This window comes from Tenacibaculum retecalamus (genome assembly GCF_027941755.1).
GTDB lineage: Bacteria > Bacteroidota > Bacteroidia > Flavobacteriales > Flavobacteriaceae > Polaribacter > Polaribacter haliotis_B.
The window spans coordinates 2,642,959-2,662,001 of the sequence record NZ_CP115916.1 but is presented as its reverse complement, the minus strand read 5'-3'; the positions used below and the strand labels follow the sequence as shown (position 1 = coordinate 2,662,001).

Annotated in this window: 16 protein-coding genes and 1 pseudogene; 11 read left to right on the top strand and 6 right to left on the bottom strand. The window is 30.3% G+C overall.

Features of this window, described 5'->3' with window-relative positions; genetic code table 11:
• Positions 1-6: 6 nt before the first annotated feature.
• Entirely contained in the window at positions 7-1,353 is a 1,347-nt protein-coding gene (locus PG912_RS12505) for an NAD(P)/FAD-dependent oxidoreductase (protein ID WP_275687792.1), read from the bottom strand.
• A 139-nt stretch (positions 1,354-1,492) separates the two neighbouring features.
• Here PG912_RS12505 and PG912_RS12500 point away from each other — a divergent pair, with 139 nt between their 5' ends.
• Genes PG912_RS12500 through PG912_RS12490 form a run of 3 tightly spaced genes read left to right on the top strand, consistent with a single transcriptional unit; the run spans position 1,493 to position 4,630 of the window.
• Positions 1,493-2,362 carry a transporter family protein gene (locus PG912_RS12500; RefSeq protein WP_275687791.1) on the top strand — a complete coding sequence of 290 codons (870 nt, stop codon included), beginning with the start codon at positions 1,493-1,495 and terminating at the stop codon, positions 2,360-2,362.
• A 59-nt stretch (positions 2,363-2,421) separates the two neighbouring features.
• Positions 2,422-3,378 carry a glycoside hydrolase family 113 gene (locus tag PG912_RS12495; RefSeq protein ID WP_408648398.1) on the top strand — a complete coding sequence of 319 codons (957 nt, stop codon included), beginning with the start codon at positions 2,422-2,424 and terminating at the stop codon, positions 3,376-3,378.
• Positions 3,368-4,630 (top strand): BamA/TamA family outer membrane protein, encoded by a 1,263-nt coding sequence (locus PG912_RS12490; protein WP_275687789.1) that lies wholly within the window; start codon positions 3,368-3,370, stop codon positions 4,628-4,630. The genes PG912_RS12495 and PG912_RS12490 overlap by 11 nt, the downstream gene beginning before the upstream one ends.
• Positions 4,631-4,648: 18 nt before the next feature.
• On the opposite strand, the gene PG912_RS12485 is transcribed toward PG912_RS12490, so the two are convergent.
• From PG912_RS12485 to PG912_RS12470, 4 genes are all read right to left on the bottom strand, one after another.
• Positions 4,649-5,533, bottom strand: coding sequence for a sterol desaturase family protein (locus PG912_RS12485; protein ID WP_275687788.1), 885 nt, complete (start codon positions 5,531-5,533; stop codon positions 4,649-4,651).
• 44 nt (positions 5,534-5,577) lie between these two features.
• Positions 5,578-6,573: an inorganic phosphate transporter gene (locus tag PG912_RS12480; RefSeq protein WP_275687787.1), complete on the bottom strand. Its 996-nt coding sequence runs from the start codon at positions 6,571-6,573 to the stop codon at positions 5,578-5,580.
• 123 nt (positions 6,574-6,696) lie between these two features.
• Positions 6,697-7,443, bottom strand: a complete 747-nt coding sequence (locus PG912_RS12475) for a uroporphyrinogen-III synthase (protein WP_275687786.1) — start codon at positions 7,441-7,443, stop codon at positions 6,697-6,699.
• Between the two features lie 12 nt (positions 7,444-7,455).
• Positions 7,456-8,115, bottom strand: coding sequence for a DUF4271 domain-containing protein (locus tag PG912_RS12470; protein ID WP_275687785.1), 660 nt, complete (start codon positions 8,113-8,115; stop codon positions 7,456-7,458).
• A gap of 62 nt (positions 8,116-8,177) precedes the next feature.
• On the opposite strand from PG912_RS12470, the gene PG912_RS12465 reads away from it, so the two are divergent.
• The 3 genes and pseudogenes from PG912_RS12465 (at position 8,178) to PG912_RS12455 (ending at position 10,689) form a co-directional block, all read left to right on the top strand.
• Positions 8,178-8,900: a polyprenol monophosphomannose synthase gene (locus PG912_RS12465; protein WP_275687784.1), complete on the top strand. Its 723-nt coding sequence runs from the start codon at positions 8,178-8,180 to the stop codon at positions 8,898-8,900.
• Positions 8,901-8,902: 2 nt separating this feature from the next.
• A pseudogene (locus tag PG912_RS12460) lies at positions 8,903-10,239 on the top strand (dihydroorotase).
• Entirely contained in the window at positions 10,240-10,689 is a 450-nt protein-coding gene (locus PG912_RS12455) for a DUF4296 domain-containing protein (RefSeq protein ID WP_275687783.1), read from the top strand.
• On the opposite strand, the gene PG912_RS12450 is transcribed toward PG912_RS12455, so the two are convergent.
• Complete coding sequence (locus PG912_RS12450) at positions 10,686-11,687, bottom strand: SDR family oxidoreductase (protein ID WP_275687782.1); 1,002 nt, start codon at positions 11,685-11,687, stop codon at positions 10,686-10,688. The genes PG912_RS12455 and PG912_RS12450 overlap by 4 nt on opposite strands.
• 61 nt (positions 11,688-11,748) lie before the next feature.
• Between PG912_RS12450 and tyrS the strand changes: the two genes are divergently transcribed.
• The 5 genes from tyrS (at position 11,749) to PG912_RS12425 (ending at position 19,009) form a co-directional block, all read left to right on the top strand.
• Entirely contained in the window at positions 11,749-13,053 is a 1,305-nt protein-coding gene (gene tyrS, locus PG912_RS12445) for a tyrosine--tRNA ligase (RefSeq protein ID WP_275687781.1), read from the top strand.
• A gap of 366 nt (positions 13,054-13,419) precedes the next feature.
• The gene (locus tag PG912_RS12440; RefSeq protein ID WP_260587128.1) at positions 13,420-13,737 is read left to right on the top strand and encodes a hypothetical protein; all 318 of its coding nucleotides are present in this window, start codon (positions 13,420-13,422) and stop codon (positions 13,735-13,737) included.
• Positions 13,738-13,820: 83 nt separating this feature from the next.
• Entirely contained in the window at positions 13,821-14,861 is a 1,041-nt protein-coding gene (locus PG912_RS12435; protein WP_275687780.1) for a transporter, read from the top strand.
• Positions 14,862-14,993: 132 nt separating this feature from the next.
• A complete protein-coding gene (locus PG912_RS12430) occupies positions 14,994-15,536 on the top strand; it encodes a DUF2911 domain-containing protein (RefSeq protein ID WP_275687779.1) in 543 nt (180 codons plus the stop codon).
• 152 nt (positions 15,537-15,688) lie between these two features.
• Complete coding sequence (locus PG912_RS12425; protein WP_275687778.1) at positions 15,689-19,009, top strand: leucine--tRNA ligase; 3,321 nt, start codon at positions 15,689-15,691, stop codon at positions 19,007-19,009.
• Positions 19,010-19,043: the final 34 nt, after the last annotated feature.

Here is a 19,043-nt window from a genome sequence, read left to right as displayed (position 1 = left end):
CATCAGTTAGCGACTAAATATTCTTTTCCAACTTCTCTTTTTTGATTGAATATTAGTGTTGTTTTCTAAGTTAAACTTAGTTACAATTTCATGTTCATATAAATTGTAAAATTCAGGGTCGAAATTGGCATCAGCTAAATATTCTAGTACGTGCTTGATAGCTCTTTTTTCCGTTAACCATTTATCAAAAATTTCATGACGCATTCTAATACCAAAAGTATTTATCCCTAAGAATAACTGTGTGTTTTTATCAAAAGAAATGGTAATACATTTGTTCTCTTTTGGATGCTGCCACTGAAAATAAGTTTCGTTCTCTTTTTTACTTCGTTCACTAAAAACCCAACCATAGGTTTGGTATTCGATATCTAAAAATTTTGCAGAGTTAAACCAATGCCCAGGTTTGTAAGCTGTTTTATTATCACAAATAGTTTGTGCAACAGTTTCTCCCATCATTCTTCCTGTGTACCAAACTGCTTCTATGTTTCTGCGCTGACCAATAGCTTCATGTTGTTCTGCGCAATCGCCAATTGAATAAACATCTTTTATATTCGTCTCTAAAAAACGATTCACTAAAACTCCGCGATTTGTATCAATTCCAGAATTTTTTATAAAATTGATATTTGGCGTAACACCAGCCGTTAAACCAACGATATCACAAAAAATTTCTTCACCAGTTTCTTCAATGATAATAGATTTTACGTTTCCGTTTTCATCAGACTTAATTTCTTTTAAATTAGTATTTAAACGTAAATCTATATGGTGCTCTTTTATGTGCTCATTAATCATCACAGATTCTTGCGCAGGCAAAACACCATTCCAAAAACTAGTTTCACGGACTAAAAAAGTAACAGGAATTTTTCGACTTCTTAACATTTCTGCTAACTCTATGCCTATTAATCCACCACCAACAATTACAGCTCTTTTACAAGTTTTATTATCAGGAGCATATTTTTCTAGATTTTCTAAATCTTGTTTATGGTACATTCCCATAACGCCTTTTAAATCTTGACCTGGCCAACCAAATTTATTGGGTTTAGAACCTGTTGCTATAATCAATTTATCATAAGATAAAGTTTCTCCATTGCTGAAATCTAATTTTTTATCTGATGAATTTATATTAGCAACAAAACCTTTTTTAAGGTCTATTCGGTTTTTTTTCCAAAACCAAGACTCATAAGGTTGTGTGTGTGCAAACTTCATATGCCCCATGTATACATACATTAAAGCTGTTCTTGAAAAAAAGTAGTCGGTTTCAAAAGAAATAATAGTAATTTTTTTATCAGATAATTTTCTGATATGCCTTGCAGCCGTAACACCAGAAATTCCATTACCAATAATAACAACGTGTTCCATAAAAGTTGATTTGCAGTTAGGTCGTTGTTAAAGTTAAGAACTTAATAATACAAATAAATTTAGAATCATTTTAAATAGTGTAAAATCGTAAGTAGTGGTAAAATAAATCGTCTTTATATTTAATTATAAAATAAGAAGGATGAAGAATAAAATGATATATTTTGTTGCAGTTGTGTTGTTTAGCATTGCGCAAGGAGTTTCTCAAGATAAAGAAAATGAGAAGAGTAATATTCAAACGTATACACCATCAAAATTGTTAAATAAAGGGCAATGGGATATTAAATGGGGGAATAACTTATATACGGAAACAAAATTTGCTGATGAGAATGGAAGTTCAAAATCAAAATTAAGAGAAAACTTTTTTACTTCGTCTGTTGAAGTTTTTACAGGAGTTTCAAACAACAACCGTTTTAATGTTGGTTTTTTAGCAGAATTTAGATCCAATACAATTGGAGGCAGACAAGCCTTGTCTGTTTTTAGTTTAGAAAACGGAATAACAGAAAGAAAAGGGATTACTTCTATAGCACCAGCAGTTAAATTTCAACCATTTAAAAGTATAGGAAATTTTTCTGTTCAATCAGCAGTTCACATCCCTTTAGTTGCTGTTGAGCAAGATGCAAATGGTGTTTATTTAGATCAATCTTCGTGGATTTTTCAAAATCGTTTTTTCTATGATTATACTTTTGAAGGAGATAAATGGCAGCTTTTCACAGAACTTAATACAGAGTATAGTTTTGGAGATACTAAAAGTTACGCAAACAACACTTACTTATTTGTACCAAGTATTTTTATGAGTTATTTCCCAACGAATAAATCAACTGTTTTAGGTTTTGTTCAGCATTCAGAACGTTTTGGAGATTTTACACAAGATTATACTGCTTTAGGTTTTGGTGGAAAATATCAAATAACTAAAACATTAAACTTAGAAGCGCTTTATAGTAATTTTGTAAGAGGAACAAATAACGGATTAGGACAGAGTTTTAATATTGGTGTACGCGCATTGTTTTAAAAAAGACTAATTTAGGAGTTATGAAAATACCTAAAATTCTTTTGATTTGCCTCATATGTTTGTCTTGTAAAAGTCAAACAAAAAAAATAAACGGAATTAGTTTCGTGGCCTCTTCGGATAAGATAACAGAAAAACATATTTCTCCTGTTGTAAAAGTTTCTGCTAATTATGTTGCGTTAATGCCTTTTGGTTTTATTAAAGATTTAGCATCTCCAACAATAATTCATAATACAAACCGACAATGGTTTGGCGAAACTGAAAACGGAATTATTCAATATGGAGAAGAGTTTAAAAAAAGAAATATTAAACTGATGATAAAACCTCATATATGGGTTTGGAAAGGAGAATTTACAGGTAACATAGCCATGAAATCAGAAGAAAATTGGAAGGTTTTAGAAGATTCATATGAAGATTTTATATTAACATACGCAAAAACAGCACAAAAACTAAAAGTAGATATTTTTTGTATTGGTACCGAATTAGAACAATTTGTTAAAAATAGACCTGATTTTTGGGGAGAACTAATAAAAGAAATCAGAAAAATTTATACAGGAAAACTTACCTATGCTGCCAATTGGGACGAATACAAAAGAGTATCTTTTTGGAACGATTTAGATTATATAGGGATTGATGCTTATTTTCCTTTAAGTGATAAAAAAACACCAACTATAGCAGATTTTGAGAAAGGTTGGCAAATTCATAAAAACGAAATACAAAAAGTTAGAAAGAAAGTAAATAAACCTGTTTTGTTTACCGAATACGGTTACAGAAGTGTCGATTTTACAGGAAAAGAACCGTGGAATTCAGATAGGGTTATAGAAAAGGTGAATCATCAAAACCAGAAAAATGCAATGCAAGCTATTTATAATCAATTTTGGAAAGAAGATTGGTTTGCAGGTGGTTTTATTTGGAAATGGTTTCATAAACACCAAAAGGTTGGCGGAAAAAATAATAACAGATTTACTCCACAAAATAAACCAACGGAAGCGTTAATTAAAAAACTATATGCGAAATAAAATAATATTCATTTTAATTATAGGTGTTAATTTTAGTTTGTTTTCGCAAGAAAACAATATTCTTGATTTAAAAATTAAAGGGTTAAAAAAAACTAAAATTTCATTCATAAAAAAAATCCTAGAAACTAAAAAAAATACACTTTTAGACTCTACTTTATTAAGTAAAGATATTATTCGTTTAAAACGTTTGCCTGCAATTTCTCATGCTTCTTTTCAGGTGTTTCATTCACACGAAAACGAATACAACGTTTTAATAAATGTTGTAGAAAACCATACCTTAATACCGGAGTTTAATCTCTGGACAGTTACTGGTGATAAAACAGCATATAAGATTGGAGTTTCTGATTACAATTTTTTAGGGCAAAATATTACTTTAGGTGGGTTTTATCAAAATAATGGCTTTAATTCTTATGGTATTAATTTTAGAGCACCAACATTATTTTCTAGCAAATGGGGATTGGCTTTAAATCATCAAAAATGGATAAGTGAAGAGCCTTTATATTTTGATAAAAAAACAGCAAATTATAAATATCAAAATACGTCATATGAAGCGCTTGCTTTGTATCAAATAAATTTTAAAAATAATCTCCAATTTGGAGTGAATTATTTTAAAGAAAAATATGATTATTTATCAGGAAGTATTTCGGCTGAAGTTCCATTGAAATTAGATGTAAATAAGTGGTTATTTAAAACAATTTATACATTTGATAATTTAAATTATCAGTATCAATATGTAAACGGATTTAAGAACGAATTATATGGTCAGTATGTAATTTCTGAAAACGAATATCAGAATGATTTTTTAATTTTTTGGAATGATTTTTTGTATTATAAACGGGTTGGTGAAAACGGAAATTGGGCGAATCGATTGCGAATAGGATTATCTTCAAATATAAAAAGCCCATTTGCACCTTTTGCATTAGATAATAATGTGAATTTAAGAGGTGTTGGTATTTTGGTAGACCGAGGTACAGGAAGTATTGTTTTAAATACAGAATATAGACATACAATGTATGAAAATAACTGGTTAGCAATACAAGGAAACACATTTGTTGATGCAGGTACTTGGAGAAATCCAGGAGGGAGTTTAAGTGATTTTGTAAAAGAAAAAAATATGCAAATTTATTCGGGAGTTGGATTGCGATTTATCAATAAAAAAATATTTAACGCTATATTTAGAATTGATTATGGTTACGGTTTAACCAAAAATGCCTCTAAAGGATTTGTATTCGGAATAGGGCAATATTTTTAATAAATATTTTTTTTGAAATTACTTTTCATTTAATGGGTAAGCTTCTTGTTTAATAAAAGTTGATGGGAATTTTTCATCTCCTTCAAAACCAATTTCAATATCTCTACCAGAATTCGGAATATAATTGGTTTTAAAAATGTAGTCCCAAATACTTAAGGTAATTCCGAAATTTACACCTGTTTTTCTATTTTTGGGTAATTCTTTTGCATGGTGCCAAATATGCATTTTCGGATTGTTTAAAATGTACTTTAAAAAACCATAATCCCAATTAATATTAGCATGGTTTAAATGCCCGATAGTAATGTTGAAAAAATGAACAGCAGCAACATCCTGTGCTGTGAATCCGCCCATGATTGCTAACGGAATATATTTCATAGAATTATAGAGTACAGGTTCCATCCAGTGGTATCGTAAATGCGCTGCAAATCCCATTTCTTTTACAGAGTGATGTACCTTGTGAAATTTCCATAAGAACTCATATTTGTGTAATAATGTGTGCGTAAACCATTGCACGAAATCTATAATAATAAAAAAGGTGAAAATTCGTGACCAAAAAGGAAATTCATTAATGTTAAACAATTGAAAGTTGGCTATTGATAGATCAAAGACACTTAAAAGATCATTAAAAAGTTGTGCAGTTGTGTTTGATAAAGCTATTAAAATAAATAGATTTAATAAAAAAAAATTAAAAAACATATAAAAAACATCTAACCAAAAATCTTTTCTAAATATTGATTGATTTTTTCGCCAAGGAAAAACTATTTCTAACGCCCAAACAACTAAAGAAATAACAATTAATCCGTAAAAATAATTCTCCCAATTCAGTTGCATTAAAACAGTTTGCTTTAAATAGTTCCAATAATCAGAATAAGAATTTTTTATGATATCAAAGTATTTATTCATTAGATAGTAGTGTTGTTGAAAAGGACGAAATAAATGTAATAATTTTATACGATTGTTTCTAATATTTTAAAAATAATCGCGCTCATAAATGCCGCAACAGGTAAGGTAAGTATCCAGGATAAGATAATTTTTCCAATTATTTTATAATCTGCTTTTTTGGTAACAGTTCCAATTCCAAAAAGAGCACCAACAGAAACGTGAGTTGTAGATACTGGTAATCCATGAATACTTGCTGTAGTTACTAATAAACCAGTAATCATATTGGCAGTAAATCCTTGACCTGAATTCATTTTTGTAATTTTTTTACTCATAGTTTCTCCTACTTTTTTAGCATTTAGCAATCCGCCTAAAGACATAATAATGGCCACAGAAATCATACTCCATTTTATATTAATTGTATTGATGATGATTAATAACCCTACAATTTTAGGCGTATCATTTAGGCCTCTAGCAAAACTTACAATTCCAGAACTTATATAGTGTAAAAAGTCTAAAACTTTTGGAGAGCTTATTCCTAGTAAAGCTGGTTTTTCTTTATTTAAAGAGAATATTCTTTTTCTAAAAAACTTAAATAATAAATACGCAATCAAACTTAAAACGGCTGCCATTAATGGGCTAACAACTAAAGGGATTAAAAAAGTATTTCCTAGTTTTTCAAAATTAAACTCAGAGCCAACAGCGATAACTCCAGCTCCAAATAATCCTCCAACTAAACTATGTGTAGTTGATATTGGCATTCCTATTTTGGTTGCTCCAAAAACAGTAATTGCTGCTCCTAAGGCAATTGCAATTGCAAAAATTGGAGTTTGTATTAATTCATTTGGAACTAATCCTTTTCCTGAAAAATTCTTTACTAATTCTTCTGCTAAGAAAATTGCAGCAACAGCACCCGAAAAAGTGGTAATTGTTGCCCAATTAATTGCTTTTTTATAATTAGTAATTCCTGCGCCAAATAAAGTAGCAACACCTTTAAAGTTGTCATTAGCGCCATTACTATAAGCTAAAAAGCAAGCAGTAATAAAAAGAAGAGATAAGATCATTTAATAAGAATTTTTAGTATTCTAATTTTGACGATGAACTTATTTTTTACTTACAGATTTAAATAGAAAAAACCGTCAAAAATTTCATTTGACGGTTTTTATGTATGTGTTAAAAAGTGAAACTTACTTTTTATTAAGGTCTTTAATATATTTGTCTAAAGCCATAGTCATAGAAGGTGTTTCAGGAGTTGGCGCAGCGATATCTACACGTAAGCCTCTATCTTCAACAGCTTTAATGGTTGAATTTCCGAAAACAGCTATTCTTGTCTCGTTTTGTTTGAAATCAGGAAAGTTTTTAAATAAACTATCAATTCCAGAAGGGCTAAAGAATACTAAAACATCATAAAAAACATCTTCTAAGTCAGATAAATCACTTACCACAGTTTTATATAAATCTGCACGTTTCCAATCAACACCTAACTTATCTAGCTCAGCAGGAATTAATGGTTTTAATTTATCCGAAGACGGTAATAAGAATTTCTCGTCTTTGTGTTTCTTTATTGATTTTATTAGCTCTGGAAAAGTTCTGGTACCAACATAAATCTTTCGTTTTCTGTACACAACATATTTTTGTAAATAAAAAGCCACGGCTTCGGATTGACAAAAATATTTCATAGAATCAGGAACTGTAAAACGCATTTCTTCAGCAATTCTAAAAAAATGGTCAACAGCATTTCTGCTTGTTAAGATAATTGCGGTGTAGTTGTTTAAGTCAATTTTTTGAGACCTAACTTCTTTTCCATCAATACCTTCAACATGAATAAAAGAGCGGAAATCAATTTTTACTTTTTGTTTTTCAGCTAAATCAAAATAAGGAGAAGTTTCCGTCTTAGGAGCTGGTTGAGAAACTAAAATAGTTTTTACTTTCATGTGTTTTTCTCTTTACGTAGTCATTGTTATTTTATAAGCAATCAATAGCGGTGCTATTTCAAGGGTGCAAAAGTACAAAATAAAATAAAAGAACTTGCGCATAACTATTCTTTTGTTATTCTTTAAAATTAAAAAAGCCCTGAAAACAAATAAGATACCAAAAATAGTTAGTAAAAATGTATTACTGTTAAATGTGTATTGATGTATAATTATTGCAGGAAATAGCCATAAACTAAGGCTTTTTAAGTAACCTGATTTTACAACCAAAAAATACTTTAAAATAGTTGAAAGACCTAGTGTATTAGCTATAGTTACTTTTATGAAATGTTTAATAGAGAGGTATAAAATAACAGCAGAAAATACAATTAAATAGTTTATAAAGTGATATTCATATGGTGTAAAGTTTACAACCAAGAACAAAAACAATGAAATTATTATTGAAGAAAATAAAAACAATAATAAATTAAAAGGTTCATAAAAAGAGGTGTTATCTTCAACTTTCTTTTTGAAAAAACCAGGGGTAAGAAAAGCGATAAGATATCCTAATAACCTATTTGGTTTCAGTAATTTTAGGGTTGCTAATAAAACAATAGCAAATATAATTACTAAAGTAATCCAATTATTATCAGTTATAACACGTTCTATTGCTTGCAATTGTACCTTTTTATGCATTTATTTAACACAAAATTAGTGATTATTTAGTGTATATTTGCCTAGTTTTAGATGAAAATTACATGAAATCAGACGCTTTAGTTATAATTCCTACTTATAACGAAAAAGAAAACATAGCGGCTATCATACAAGCAACTTTTAGTCAAGAAAAAGAGTTTGATATTTTAGTTGTTGATGATAACTCTCCCGACGGAACAGCAACCATCGTAGAAAAGTTACAAAAAGAATACCCTAATAAACTTTATATAGAAAAAAGAACTGGTAAAAATGGTTTAGGAACTGCTTATATCCATGGATTTAAATGGGCAATAAACAAAGGGTATGATTTTATAATAGAAATGGATGCTGATTTTTCTCATAATCCAAACGATTTAATAAAATTATATGAGGCATGTAAAAATAATGGCGCTGACGTTGCTATAGGATCTCGTTATTCTGTAGGAGTAAATGTGGTTAATTGGCCTATGAGCAGAGTGCTATTATCATATTTTGCATCAAAATACGTGCGATTAATTACAGGAATGCCAATACACGATACCACAGCTGGTTTCGTATGTTATAAAAGAGAAGTCTTAGAAACTATTAAATTAGATAAAATTAAATTTATAGGATATGCTTTTCAGATAGAAATGAAATTTAAAGCGTGGAAACATCAATTTACTATAAAAGAGGTTTCTGTTATATTTACTGATAGAATTTTAGGAGAATCAAAGCTGAGTTCTGGTATTATAAAAGAAGCAGTATTCGGAGTTATAAAAATGAGATTAAAAGGTTTACCAAAATAATTATGAAGTCATATTTAATAAAAAATGCAAATATCGTTAACGAAAACAAGGTTTTTAAAGGCGATGTTTTAATTGAAGGAAATTATATTAAAGAAATTTCAACAGAAATTTCAGTATCTTCAAATGTTGAGGTTATCGATGCTGAAGGAAAATATTTAATTCCTGGTATGATCGATGATCAAGTACATTTTCGTGAGCCAGGTTTAACTCATAAAGCAAATATAGCAACCGAAAGTAAAGCGGCAATTGCGGGTGGAATTACATCTTTTATTGAAATGCCAAATACGGTGCCACAAGCAACCACTCAAAAATTATTAGAAGATAAATTTAAAACAGCTTCTAAAACATCGTATGCAAATTATTCGTTTATGTTTGGTGGAACGAATGATAATTTGGATGAATTATTAAAAACAAATCCTAGAAATGTAGCAGGAATCAAGTTATTCTTAGGTTCATCAACAGGAAATATGTTGGTTGATAATGAAGAAGTTTTAGAGAAGATATTCTCATCAACAGATATGTTAATTTCTGTACATTGTGAAGACGAAGCAACGATCAGAAAAAACACGGAAGTATACAAAGCAAAATATGGCGATGATATTCCGTTAAAATACCACCCAGTTATAAGGAGTGAAGAGGCGTGTTATTTGTCTTCATCAAGAGCTATTGAATTGGCAAAAAAAACAGGAGCAAGGTTACATGTCTTTCATTTATCAACAGCAAAAGAAACACACCTATTTAGAAATGATATTCCGTTAGAAGAAAAGAAGATTACGGCAGAAGTTTGTGTACATCATTTATGGTTTACAGATAAAGATTACGATACAAAAGGAACACATATTAAATGGAATCCTGCTGTTAAATCTCAAAAAGATAAAGATGGTTTATGGAAGGCTTTACTAGATGACAGAATCGATGTAATCGCAACCGACCATGCTCCGCATACGCTAGAGGAAAAAGATAATGTGTATCTGAAAGCACCAAGTGGCGGCCATTAGTGCAACATGCAATACCTGCAATTTTAGAAAAAGTAAAAGAAGGTGTTTTGTCAATTGAAAAAGCAGTTGAGAAGATGTGCCATAATCCAGCAAAATTATTTAAAGTAGAAAACCGCGGATTTATTAAAGAAGGATATTTTGCTGATTTAGTATTGATAGATACAGATGATAATTGGACAGTTACAAAAGAAAATATTTTATACAAATGTGGATGGTCTCCTTTTGAAAATGTAGCATTTTCAAGTAAGATAACGCATACTTTTGTGAATGGAAATTTAATGTTTGCTAACGGAGTTTTTGATGAGAATACGAAAGGAAAACGATTAGAGTTTAAAATATAGATGAAAAAACTTATTTACATACTTATTGCTTCGATTAGTATTTCTTGTACCTCAAGTAATACGATTTATAAAGAACCAAAAACTTTAATTCCTAAAGATTCTATGGTTGCGTTATTAACTGATATGTTTATTGCATCATCTGCTAATAATGTTAAGAATAAGTTTTTAAAGAAAGAAAAAAACTATATGATATTGGTGTACGAAAAGTATAAAATAGATAGTACACGATTTGATATTAGTAATAAATACTATGTTTCTAAAACAGAAGAATATACCGATTTGATTAAAAAAGTAAAATCGAATATAGACTCTATAGAATTGTTTTATTTAAAAAACGATTCATTAGATAAAAAAAGTGGTAAGTCAATAAAAAAAATACCATTAAAATTGATAAAAAACAAAACAAAATCAATAGAAGGGAAACTGATATTGTATAAAAAAAGTAATTAAGTGTTTAAATTTTCACAAATTTGAGTGATAGTTTTATTGATTAATTCGAATTTAAAATTTAATTCTCTTTTTATTTTTTCTGATGAATAGTAAGATTTATTATGAGAGGCCTTTGCTGAATTTTTAGTTAGCAAAGGTTCTTTTTTTGTTAAAAAAGTTACTACCAAATCAATCCTCCATAAAAAAGAAGTTATTAGTTTTCCTACTTTTACTGATGGTCTTTTTTTATCTAATCCATCTGCGATAGCAACTAAAATATCTTTAAATGATTTGTTTTCTGACACCAAAACAAAACGTTCGTTTTTAATATCAGAGTTCATCAATAAAATCATTGATTTCACCACGTCTTGTACGCCTACAAAACCAGTTATTCCTTCAGTATAAAACTTTAATCCATTATTTATTTGCGTGAATAATTTACCAGATCCTTCATTCCAAAAGCCACTTCCTAATATTACTCCCGGATTCAGAATTACAACATTTAATCCTTCTTGACTGCCTCGCCAAACTTCCATTTCAGCTCCATACTTTGTAATAGAATATCCGTTGTTATTGTCTTCATCAGACCATTCATTTTCTTCGTCAATAGGTTTACCGTTTATAGAATTTCCAACAGCAGCAATTGAACTTACAAAACAAAACTTATCAACTTTAGCATCAATAGAAAAATTAATCATATTTGCAGTACCTTCAATATTTACTTGACGCATTTGTCTATAATCTTTCGGGTTAAAAGAAACCAAAGCTGCACAATGATAAACGCTCGTTATGTTTTTAAAAACGGGAATTAGAGAAGGTACTTCGGTAATATCAGCCTTAATCCATTCTATTTTAGCAAAGAAGAGCTCAATATCATCTGTATAATAAGAAAATATTTTTTTGACGTGTTCTTTCTTTTTTTCCGTTCTATAAATAGCACGTATTGTATCATTTTTTTGAGTTAAATGATATAATAAATGTGATCCTACCAATCCTGTTCCTCCTGTAACTAAAATCATATAACGAAAATAGAATTTTTTGAACGATAAATGTATCTTTGTCTCTTTAAAACTCATAAAAATGACCAAAAATTTAGTAGAAGAATTACGTTGGCGTGGAATGATTCACGACATGATGCCAGGAACAGAAGAGCAATTACAAAAAGAAATGACGGCGGCATATATTGGTTTTGATCCAACCTCTGATTCATTACATATTGGTAGTTTAGTACCTATTATATTACTTGTACATCTTGAAAAAGCAGGGCATAAGCCAGTTGCATTGGTAGGAGGAGCTACAGGAATGATTGGTGATCCATCAGGAAAATCAGACGAACGTAATTTACTAAATGAAGAGGCGTTAGCAAAAAATGTAGACGGAATTAAAAGAACTTTAGCACGTTTTTTAAATTTTGATAGCGATAAAACAAATGCTCCTTTATTGGTAAATAATTACGATTGGATGAAAGATTTTTCATTCATAGAATTTGCAAGAGATGTTGGTAAACGTATTACGGTAAATTATATGATGGCTAAAGACTCTGTAAAGAAACGTATTTCTGGAGATTCTAATAGCGGAATGAGTTTTACAGAATTTACATATCAATTAATTCAAGGATACGATTTTTACCATTTGTATAAAAATCACAACTGTTTATTACAAATGGGTGGTTCAGATCAATGGGGTAACATAACTACTGGTACCGAGTTGGTACGTAGAATGAATGTAGGCGAAGAAGCAAAGGCGTATGCAATGACTTGTCCGTTAATTACAAAAGCAGACGGATCGAAGTTTGGAAAATCAGAAGGAGGAAATATATGGTTAGATGCAGCTAAAACATCGGTATATAAATTCTACCAATTTTGGTTAAATACTTCGGATGAAGATGCAGAAAAGTATATTAAAATATTTACATTTTTAGATGAAGCAAGTGTTAAAGAATTAATAGCAACACATAAAGAAGCCCCTCATGAAAGAGCACTTCAAAGAAAATTAGCAGAAGAGGTTACAACATTCGTTCACTCTAAAGATGAATTAGAAAAAGCAATTGCGGCTTCTAATATTTTATTCGGGAAATCAACTTCAGATGATTTAAAAGGATTAGATGAACAAACATTTTTAGATGTTTTTGATGGTGTACCGCAAGCGGAAGTTTCTAAAGAAGATATTTCAGAAGGTTTATCAATGATAGATGCTTTATCAGGAAAAACTAGCTTTTTAAAATCTAATGGAGATGCAAAAAGAGCGTTAAAAGAAAATGCCATTTCGGTAAATAAAGAAAAGGTAAAAGAAGATTTTACAATTACAGTAAAAGATTTAATTGCTGATAAATACGTGTTATTACAACGCGGAAAAAAGAGTTATTTCTTATTAAAAGTAGCGTAATTAAGAAGCTATTTTAATATCAAAAGTTAAAGGGCATCGCTTACAGTTGATGCCTTTTTTTTGGTATTTATTACAACACTTATTTTTTGGTTTTATACAATTTGATGTGCAAACAGAAGAGCATACAGTTTCTTGTTGCATTGATACAACAGGAATAGCCTTTTTATTTTGAGTATAAAATATGATCATGATTGGTGTAATTCGGTGCAAATATAATACTTTATTTAGAATAAATTAAAATAATATTTAATGTGATTTTTTTTCTAAAAAAAGATAGTTAAACTATCTTTGCCTAATCTATTTTAAAAATAAGTTTTGCTGCAAAAAATAAGCGTTTATTTTTTTATTCTACTCTACATGGTTGCTATGCTTAGGCCAATTGCACCGTTTGTTGAGTATGCAGTAAATTATGATTATATATCAAAAGTATTATGTATTAATAAAGATAAGCCAGCACTTCAATGTAATGGTAAATGTCAATTAATGCAAAAGATAGAACAGCAACAAGAAGATGATTTTAAATCATTAAGCATTGTCATAAAAGACTATCCAATAGGCTTTGTGGAGTTACTCTCTGTACGTGCAAAAAACAGTTTTAATAGGTGCGTAAAAAAAACATACTCTTATGCAAAAAATTATTCCTTTCTGTTTTTAGCAACCATTTTTCACCCACCAAATTTTTAAGTTTTACATACAAATAATTAAGAGTATAGTTTAAAATTAAACTGTACAAAACAATAGTGTAAAATTTAAAAAAAAATAAACTGATGAAATTATCAAAAATCATTTTTATAGGAACTTTTATGTTCTTATTTCAAGTAGTAAACGCACAAAAAATAACATCACAGAATAACGAATGGAAATCTAGTAGGCCAGATGGGCATGCTCCAATCAGTGTAATGGGAGATCATTACCATAAAAAAGGAGGTTTAATGTTTTCTTACCGATACATGAATATGTATATGAAAGGATTACAGCAAAAAGGTACTGCTATTACTAATGATGCAGCTCACAATGCTGGTTATATGGTAACGCCTTTAAGCATGCCAATGAACATGCATATGTTAGGTATTATGTATGCGCCAACAGATAAAATAACTTTAATGGCGATGGCAAACTATATTACTAATGATATGGATTTGCAGATGAGAATGATGGGAATGAAAACTAAATTTTCAACAGCATCATCTGGTTTTGGAGATTTAAAATTAGGAATCTTATATAAATTCATTAATAAGAACCGTCAATCTTTACATAGTTTGGTAAATATATCTATTCCTACAGGAAGTATAGAAGCTACAGATGAAACACCAATGTCTTCTCCAAATGAAATAGTATTGCCTTATCCAATGCAGGTTGGTAGCGGAACTTATGATCTTGATTTAGGGTTGACATATTTAGGTCAAATGAGTCAAGTCTCTTGGGGTTCTCAATTAAAAGCTACTTATCGTTTTGGAAGAAATAAATATGATTATTCTTTAGGGAACCGTTACAGCTTAAATTCTTGGTTTGCTGTAAAAACAACCGATTGGCTTAGTATTTCGGCACGAATGGAAATCTTATCTGTAGCTAAAACAAATGGTGAAAATCCAAATTTAACACCTATGATGGTTACTACTGCAAATACTGAAAATTCAGGGGGTAATTATATAAATACTGGATTAGGATTTAATGTATACGCATTTAAAGGTACTTTAGAAAATGTTCGTTTTGGTTTTGAATATGCATTACCTGTTTATCAAAAATTAAATGGAATTCAGTTAGAACAAAAAGAAACAATAACTTTAGGTTTACAATATTCAATGTAGTTTTAGATATGAGAACTACGAATGTCTTTGTTGTTTTTTTGAATTTATGTACTATTATTAATAGTAAATTTCTGTAAGGATTTGTAATTTTGAAGACGAAACATTAATAAATTAAATTTAAAATATTTTAAAATGAAAAAAAGAATAGTAGTATTGGCAATGTTAATGATAGCTGTATTGTTTTCTACAGAAGCAACAGCTCAAAATTTTAAAGGATTAGATAAAAGTCCTATGGATGCAGCAGCATATCCTGATAATTATAGAGTTTCAGATAAGTTAGTAAAAGTTATTTATAGCCGTCCTAAGTTAAAAGGAAGAGCTTTGTCTAAGCTAGCTCCCGCAGAGAAAGTATGGAGAACAGGTGCTAATGAAGCGGCTGAAATTACGTTTTATAAAGATGTTAATTTTGGAGGTAAAGACGTAAAGGCTGGAACTTATACATTATTTACAATTCCGGGAACAACTGAATGGACAGTAATTTTAAGTACTGCTAAAAATGTTTGGGGTTCTTATTTTTATAATGAAAATGAAGATGTTGTACGTGTAAAAGGAACAGTTTCTAAAGCAACTAAATCTACTGAAGCTTTCTCTATTATTTTCGAAGGAGAAAACAATAATGCAACTATGTATTTAGGTTGGGGTAACGTAATTGTTTCTGTACCTGTTAAAGGATAAAAATAATCGTTACAATTATAATAAACAGGCTTAAAAATCATATGATTTTTAAGCCTGTTTTGTTTTTGATAAGTTCAATTTCCGAAGAAAAAAAGAAATAAAAATAGTATTTAAAATAACCGTAAATTTGCAACTTCTTAAAAAGATACAAAATGCAATATAATCATCAAGAGATAGAAAAGAAATGGCAACAATTTTGGGCAGACAACCAAACATTTAAAGCCAGTAATGAATCGGAGAAACCTAAATACTATGTCTTAGATATGTTCCCTTATCCGTCAGGAGCAGGTTTACATGTTGGACATCCTTTAGGATATATTGCATCAGATATTTATGCACGTTACAAGCGTCATAAAGGATTTAATGTATTGCATCCGCAAGGGTATGATTCTTTTGGTTTACCAGCAGAACAATATGCAATTCAAACAGGGCAACACCCTGCAAAAACTACAGAAGAAAATATTACAACATATAGAAGACAGTTAGATACTATTGGTTTTTCTTTCGATTGGTCTCGTGAAGTACGTACTTCTAATCCAGAATATTATAAGTGGACACAGTGGATTTTTATTCAGCTTTTTAACTCTTGGTATAATAAAGATACCGATAAAGCAGAAGATGTTAAAACATTAATTTCGGTATTTAAAAAATCAGGAAATGCAACAGTAAATGCTGTTTCAGAAGAAGATATTACTATTTTTTCTGCGGATGAATGGAAAGCATTTTCAACTACAGAACAAGAAGCAATTTTGTTGCAATATCGTTTAACATATTTGTCGGATACTGAAGTAAACTGGTGTCCTGAATTAGGAACGGTATTAGCAAACGACGAAATAATAAATGGTGTTTCAGAGCGTGGTGGTCATCCTGTAGAGCGTAAGAAAATGACACAATGGTCTATGCGAATTTCTGCATATGCACAACGTTTATTAGATGGTTTAGAAACAATCGATTGGCCACAGCCTTTAAAAGATAGCCAAACAAATTGGATTGGTCGTTCGCAAGGAGCAATGGTAACTTTTAAGGTAGATGCTTTAGAAGCACCAGAAGCAGGTGTAAGATTATCTTATAAAGAGTTAGAGGCGTTAAAAGAAATGCGTTTAAATCTATCGAAGGCTGAAGAAGTACTTTGGAATGAATTAAAAAATAAAAAAGGAGCAGCAAAATTCAGGAAAAAATATACCATTGGTACATTTTTAGTAGATTATGTATGCTTAGCAAAAAATATAATAGTGGAGTTTTCTGGTAAAGAAGACGAAGCAAAAAGAGATGCTTATTTTGCAAGTGAAGGATTTCATGTAGTGCGTTTTACAAATGATGAGGTGTTAGAAAATGTTTTAGGTGCTGTATCTAAAATTAACAACACAATTCAGTTTGCAAAACCTATTGAAAAAACAACTGTTGAGGTTGTAGAAACAGCAATAGCAAACGATTATAAAATCGATGTTTTTACTACCAGACCTGATACTATTTACGGAGTCTCATTTATGACCTTAGCTCCAGAGCACGAATTAGTAGCTAAAATTACATCCGAAGGGCAACAAAAAGCCGTTTACGATTATATTAAAGCAACAGCAAAGCGTTCTGAAAGAGAACGAATGGCAGATGTAAAAACAATTTCAGGAGTTTTTACAGGCGCGTATGCTTTACATCCGTTTACGGGAAAACAAATACCAATTTGGATTGGAGATTACGTGTTAGCAAACTACGGTACAGGTGCTGTTATGGCGGTTCCTTGTGGTGATCAACGTGATTATGATTTCGCAAAGAAATTCGGATTAGAGATTCCTAATGTTTTTGAAAATGTAGATATTTCTGAAGCTGCACATGCAGATAAAGAAGGAACTAAAATTGCAAATTCTGATTTCTTAAATGGTTTGTCGTATAAAAAAGCGATGAAATTAGCGATTTACGAAATGGAACAAAAAGGTTTTGGTTTTGGTAAAATAAACTATCGTTTACGCGACGCAGTATTTAGCCGTCAGCGTTATTGGGGAGAACCTTTTCCTGTATATTATAAAGACGGAATGCCACAGATGATTGATGCTAAACACTTGCCAATCGTTTTACCAGAAGTAGAAAAATATTTACCTACAGAAGATGGGAAACCACCTTTAGGAAATGCTACAGAATGGGCTTGGGATTCTCGTGCAAAGAAAGTTGTATCGAATGATAAGTTAAAAAATAAAACAGTATATCCGTTAGAACTGAATACAATGCCAGGTTGGGCAGGTAGCTCGTGGTATTTTAACCGTTATATGGATTCTACTAACGATGGTGAATTTGTAAGCAAAGAAGCTGCTGATTATTGGAAAGAAGTAGATTTATATATTGGTGGTTCTGAGCATGCAACAGGGCATTTATTATATGCTCGTTTTTGGCAAAAATTCTTGTTTGATAAAGGAGTTGTTCCTGTTGATGAGTTTGCAAAAAAACTAATCAACCAAGGAATGATTTTAGGAACATCAGCACTTGTTTATGAAGCATTATTTGACGGAAAAAAGAATAATTTATATATTTCATCTGATTATTTCCAAGGAGAAAATCAAATACAAGAAATAGCAGCAGATGATAAATTATGGACTCGTTTAGATAAAAAATTAAAAGAAGCAGGTTTAACTGCTGAAGCTGAAAAATCGTTAACATACAGACCTATTCATATTGATGTAAGCACGCTTGAAGGAGATGTAAACGTAAATATTGATAAGTTAAAAGCTTGGAGAAGCGAATTTGAAACAGCAGAATTTGTTTTTGGAAGAGACAAACAATTTGTGTGTCATAGAGAGGTTGAGAAAATGTCGAAATCTAAATACAATGTTGTTAATCCAGATTTAATTTGTGAAGAATTTGGTGCAGATGCATTGCGTTTATTCGAAATGTTTTTAGAGCCTTTAGAGCAAACAAAACCTTGGAAAACTTCAGGTATTTCAGGTGTGTATTCTTTCTTAAAGAAATTATGGAAATTATATATTGGCGAAGAAGGAGTGCTTGTTACTGCTGCTGAACCAACAAAAGAAGAGTTAAAAGTTTTACATAAAACAATTAAAAAAGTAGAAGAAGATATTGAGAATTTTTCATTCAATACCTCGGTTTCTACCTTTATGATTGCTGTAAATGAATTAACTGCTTTAAAATGTAATAAACGTGCTATTTTAGAACCTTTATTAGCATTAATTTCACCGTATGCTCCGCATATTGCAGAAGAATTATGGAGTCAGCTTGGGCATGAGGGTTCAATAGCAACTATTGATTTCCCTAAGTTTGAAGCTTCTCACTTAGTAGAAAGTTCTAAAACGTATCCGGTTTCTTTTAACGGAAAAATGCGTTTTACTCTTGAGTTGTCTTTAGATTTAAGTAAAGATGAAATTGAAAAAATAGTAATGGCAGAAGAGAGAACAAAAGCTCAATTAGGAGATAGAACGCCTAAGAAAGTAATTATTGTGCCAGGTAAAATAATTAATATTGTAGGATAGTTTTTTGTCAATTATATAATTAACACCCTTATTT